Here is a 4494-nt window from a genome sequence, read left to right as displayed (position 1 = left end):
CTAACGCCTTCATATTTGTAGTAAATCTTAGCAGGCGTATCGAGAGCTTTTTCCAGTCGGCGGGCACGGTACAGGGGAGTAGGTCGCCATTGTTGATAGATCGATCGTACTTCGTCAGGGATCTCAATCCACCGTTCTTGGCTTACTTCCTGCTCGATTAGGCTCATCGGAAACAGGGGAGCTAAATCGGCAGGTGCGATCGGTTGTCCGGTACCAGGATTGAGAATTGGTGGTAATGGTGTGGGTAAATCTGCTTGAATGTTATACCAAGCGGTAGGCATTTGGTTTTCGGTCAGGAGGTATTTGATTTCGCTCATGATTTTATGTTTTGTAGATGTCGAAAGTCTTGTTTTATGCTGCTACGGTGTACACATAAGTCTGTTGGACTTCGCTTTTAGATCTGAATCCCCCAAACCCCCTTAAAAAGGGGGCTAAGATCCGGTCAAAGTCCCCCTTTTTAAGGGGGATTTAGCGGCGTTTTTATTCGGGGGTTTCCCCCGAATAAAAAAACGACAAGACAGGGGGATTTCTGGGGTTTTCGCTTTTATCCAGACTTGTATGTACACGGTAGCTCTATGCTCAAACTGATTTTTGAGCGAATACTGGCTGACCCGTCTGCGCCACCTGTTCGACAATATCGGCGGCGCGACTCACTCCCCCAGCGCGGCGAATTGCTGCTTGTAACCTCACGGCATTTTGTTTGTAAGCATCTTCCGTTAATACTCGTTTCACTGCCGCCCGTAGTCTCGAACTACCTGACTTAGCGAGACTTACCATCTCCCCTGTCCCCGTCCAGGCGATCCGCGCTGCAACTCCTGGTTGGTCGTTAGCGATCGGAATCGCGACCATCGGCACCCCATTACTCAAAGATTCTAATGCCGTATTCATGCCCGCATGAGTGATAGTCAGAGCAGCTTTTTGCAGTAGTTCTAGCTGCGGCGCATAGCCCACAACCAGGGGAGAACCAGGTAAATTTGGCAGGGATGCTGGATTGCTGCCACCACCGAGGGCGATGATTAACTGAGCATCCAAACCCACACATGCCTGGGCAATCTTTTCAAATACTCCACTCAGTTGGTTTTGAAGCGTCCCCATCGAGGCATAAATCAGTGGCTGTCCGGTAAGTTTTTCAAATGGGAAAGAGGCAGGTTCGCGACTATCGGGACGAGAATACGCCCCAGTGAAATGGAACGATGGAGGTAATTGCTGCCGAGGAAATTCAAATTCGGGCGGCTGTTGGCAGATTTGAGCAAGTTTAGAATTAGGATCGTTGGGGTAAATGTATGGGGGCAAGTTCCATTGTTGACGACGATCGGCTACTGTTTTGAGAATGGGTCGAGCAAGACGCGCTAGTAACTGATAGCTGAATTGGTTGCGAAGTTTTGCCCACCAAGCAGGGCTATAAGACCAAGTTGTATTAAACGGCGGAATACCGAATTCGAGATTGAGCATCAACGCACAACACACGGTAATGTACGGCAGATTCAAAAAATCTGCTACCGTACTACCACCAGATGAAGTTTGGTCTATCAGTAGTACCTCAACACCTGCGGCGGAGATCGCTTGTGGAGCTTCATCCAGTAGCATGGTTGTCGATCGCCGAAACATCGTCACGATTTGTTTAAAAGCAGCTATACCACTCAATTCGCCCAATTTAGTGTTAGCTGCTGCTGAAGCTCCAGCGGGAAATTCGGCTTCACCAATCGCCCAAAATTCCAGTCCGGCAGCTAGGGTTTGCGGTCGAGCGTCGAGAATGCCAAATAAGGTCACGCGATGACCGCGCCGTTGCAGCTCGTGTCCCAATGTCGTCATAGGATTGAGGTGTCCCGTGAGGGCGGGACAGATGATACCAAAATGAGTCATGCACGGCTTCCGGTATTTTGTAAGTCAGGATATTTCAATAAATTCGATCGGGTGTCAGATTTTTGACAGATTTTAGTTGAGATCGTATTATTTGTAACACAACCGAAAATTGTCCAAACCATCATGTTGACACTACGGTATTGAAAATCTTGTCGTGCCAAGTCGCATGTTGTTTATCTACAAAAAACCAGATATAGCCTAACCCGAAGCATAAACCGCTCACGTAGTAACCAACTGAGCCACGCAGACCAGCGATGATAAAAGATAATGGATGACCATCGGTTTTAACCACTCTGATGTTCATGATTCCCATCCCAATCGAGCGTTCTCGCCGACTCCAAAAGTAACCAAAGTACAAAAAATCACCGAGTATAGATACGAGCATAAATACACCCACGCCCACAGATAAGAGTAAATTTGGTATATCTATCCTGCTACTGGTATAGACTGCACTGACTACTCCAACGGCAAGCGATCCTAAAAAGTAGAGAATAGAGAGAATGACTCGATCGATTAACCATGCCGCAAACCGTTGGAAGAAACTCGCATTGTTCATCTTTGGTTTTGTATCCTTAAATGTTTTTTACAATGAAGACATACAGCAGTTCACAGGTATATGAGGGACACTTGAGATTCCCTGTCCCTTTCTGAATATGACTTGTGAAAATAACTGTACCCCATTAATCCTCAAACCGCTGTGGTAGTAAATATTGCGCCAAGTTGACGAGCCACTCAAAAACTCCTACTTTATAAATGGACTCCTAATTAGCGGTCTATCAGTATTGTAGCGATCGCTAGCAAGGGATTTGTTGCAGAATCTAACGGAAATTTATCAAATTCTTACGATTTTACATCTCCACACTTACCGATCGCGATCGAGCTACAGTGCGAGATCGGCGATCTCGCGACTCTGGATTTTATTAAATCCTTATTCCTGAGTAAAAAGTCCGCAGATTAGATCGAATTTTTAGAATAGATGAATTTTTGTAATGAAGATATGTAGTGTTGAGCATTCGCGGCTAGAAGATGGTGTCGAAGTTCTATCCAGTAGGAAAATTGACTGGAATGGCATCATAGTCGAACAGTACCAAGCCCCACCAAATCGCGTCGGCGAACAAAGCCCTGGTGCTTTGCTCGCGCATTTGCTGAATTTTCCCTCCGTACAACCCATTCATTTGACCCAGCAGCATGGTGAGCGGTGGCATGAATCGATCGTCAAACAGGGCGATTTGGTTTTGGTACCAGCGGGACAAACCACTTACTGGCGAGGCCCAACAGATAGCCCTCTGTCATACCTCTGCGTTTACTTGCAACCAGAATTAGTCACAAAAATGGCGGCATCAGCAGATCTCAATCCAGATCGAATCGAGTTGATGGACTGTTTCTCTCGATTTGACCCACACCTGTACCAAATTGCGATGATGCTCTTGGCAGAAATCAAATCGGGTGGTCTGATGGGTAAGTTATATGCCGAATCATTAACCCAAGTATTAGTTATTCAGTTACTGCGAAACTATTCCAGCTTGCAGCCAAAGATTATCGCAGATCGTTATAACTTACCTCCCCGTCGATTAGAGAACGCAATCGACTATATTCACGCTCACCTCGATGGCGATTTATCAATGGCGCAAATTGCTGCAAGTGTTAGTACTAGCCCTACTTATTTTGCTAGTTTGTTCAAACAAGCAACAGGGATATCGCTCCATCAATATGTGATTAAACAGCGAGTAAATAGGGCAAAAATACTGCTAGAAACCACCGATTTACCGATTTCTAATATTGCATCTCAAGTCGGATTTGCTAGCTCCAGCCATCTTACCTACCACTGCAAACGGCTGACTGGCATGACACCCAGACAGATTACTAATTCTAAGACCTGATGCAATTTAAGCCAGCGATAATTTTCGTTCGCGTAGCGTCGGCTCTGTCGAATCGAGATGAGTTTGAATAGAGCAGTCAGACAGGAGACCGCAGCTTGAGTATTCAATCCTGGAGAAACTGCGGCGGCGATCTCGGCGATTCACACTCACTCAGCAAAAGGACTGCCATCGAGGACAACCTGCCAATTAGGCGAGGTGAAACCATGAATACAACCGCGACCGACTTCGGCTAGCCAGCTAAATGCGGCGACTTGAGGTTTTTGTTTGACTTGTGAAACTAGTAATTCAGTCATTGAGGCATTGAAGCCGAGGCGAGGATAGGCTTCAAGCACTTGCTCGACGATTTCTGGAGAAATGTCAGCAATTCTCATTCCCATCACATCTGCACTTGCCCCTAAATGTACCAAGGCAATTTCTGGTTGTTTGTGTGAGGCAATGCCTCAAGAGGTGTGCAGCGCGATCGCATCCCAAACGATTTCCGCCTTTTCGTCTGACAAGCCGTGTTTCAAAACAAAAGCTCGTGCGGCATCCGCCCCATCCACTTCAAATCGCTGTTCCCCTCCAAATCGTTCTGTCAGTCCTAAATCGTGCATCACAGCACCTAAATATAGCAGTTCGCTATCGCATTTGAGTCAATCGCTTTTACCCAGAAAATCGCCAAACAAAAACGTCCGCAGGCAGTGATTGCACAAGAAAGACGGCGATACTTCTGTGGTTAGTTGGGTGGCCTTTTTACAAATGTCGCTATCTG

The 4494-nt window shown here is 46.5% G+C and carries 5 protein-coding genes and 1 pseudogene; 1 reads left to right on the top strand and 5 read right to left on the bottom strand.

What is annotated here, in order from left to right:
* The 3 genes and pseudogenes from RMO35_RS24550 to RMO35_RS24540 form a co-directional block, all read right to left on the bottom strand.
* A pseudogene (locus RMO35_RS24550) lies at positions 1-317 on the bottom strand (TrpB-like pyridoxal-phosphate dependent enzyme); the annotation flags it as partial.
* Positions 318-579: 262 nt separating this feature from the next.
* Positions 580-1863, bottom strand: a complete 1284-nt coding sequence (locus RMO35_RS24545; RefSeq protein ID WP_309745275.1) for a glycosyltransferase — start codon at positions 1861-1863, stop codon at positions 580-582.
* A 121-nt stretch (positions 1864-1984) separates the two neighbouring features.
* Positions 1985-2419: an RDD family protein gene (locus RMO35_RS24540; RefSeq protein ID WP_309745274.1), complete on the bottom strand. Its 435-nt coding sequence runs from the start codon at positions 2417-2419 to the stop codon at positions 1985-1987.
* A 433-nt stretch (positions 2420-2852) separates the two neighbouring features.
* Between RMO35_RS24540 and RMO35_RS24535 the strand changes: the two genes are divergently transcribed.
* A complete protein-coding gene (locus RMO35_RS24535; protein ID WP_309745272.1) occupies positions 2853-3743 on the top strand; it encodes an AraC family transcriptional regulator in 891 nt (296 codons plus the stop codon).
* A gap of 146 nt (positions 3744-3889) precedes the next feature.
* Here RMO35_RS24535 and RMO35_RS24530 read toward each other — a convergent pair whose 3' ends face one another.
* Together RMO35_RS24530 and RMO35_RS24525 are read right to left on the bottom strand one after the other, a co-directional pair.
* On the bottom strand, positions 3890-4114 hold the full coding sequence (locus tag RMO35_RS24530; RefSeq protein WP_309745270.1) for a hypothetical protein: 225 nt from the start codon (positions 4112-4114) through the stop codon (positions 3890-3892).
* Positions 4115-4183: 69 nt separating this feature from the next.
* On the bottom strand, positions 4184-4357 hold the full coding sequence (locus RMO35_RS24525; RefSeq protein ID WP_309745279.1) for a hypothetical protein: 174 nt from the start codon (positions 4355-4357) through the stop codon (positions 4184-4186).
* Between the last annotated feature and the right edge of the window lie 137 nt (positions 4358-4494).

It is taken from the genome of Chamaesiphon sp. OTE_20_metabat_361 (assembly GCF_031364565.1).
This window is presented reverse-complemented; position numbering and strand designations above follow the sequence as displayed.

What these genes read in the sequence shown, in the direction of transcription:
- RMO35_RS24545 (WP_309745275.1), bottom strand. Translation starts at nt 1,863, where the DNA reads ATGACTCATTTTGGTATCATCTGTCCCGCCCTCACGGGACACCTCAAT.
- RMO35_RS24540 (WP_309745274.1), bottom strand. Translation starts at nt 2,419, where the DNA reads ATGAACAATGCGAGTTTCTTCCAACGGTTTGCGGCATGGTTAATCGAT.
- RMO35_RS24535 (WP_309745272.1), top strand. Translation starts at nt 2,853, where the DNA reads ATGAAGATATGTAGTGTTGAGCATTCGCGGCTAGAAGATGGTGTCGAA.
- RMO35_RS24530 (WP_309745270.1), bottom strand. Translation starts at nt 4,114, where the DNA reads ATGAGAATTGCTGACATTTCTCCAGAAATCGTCGAGCAAGTGCTTGAA.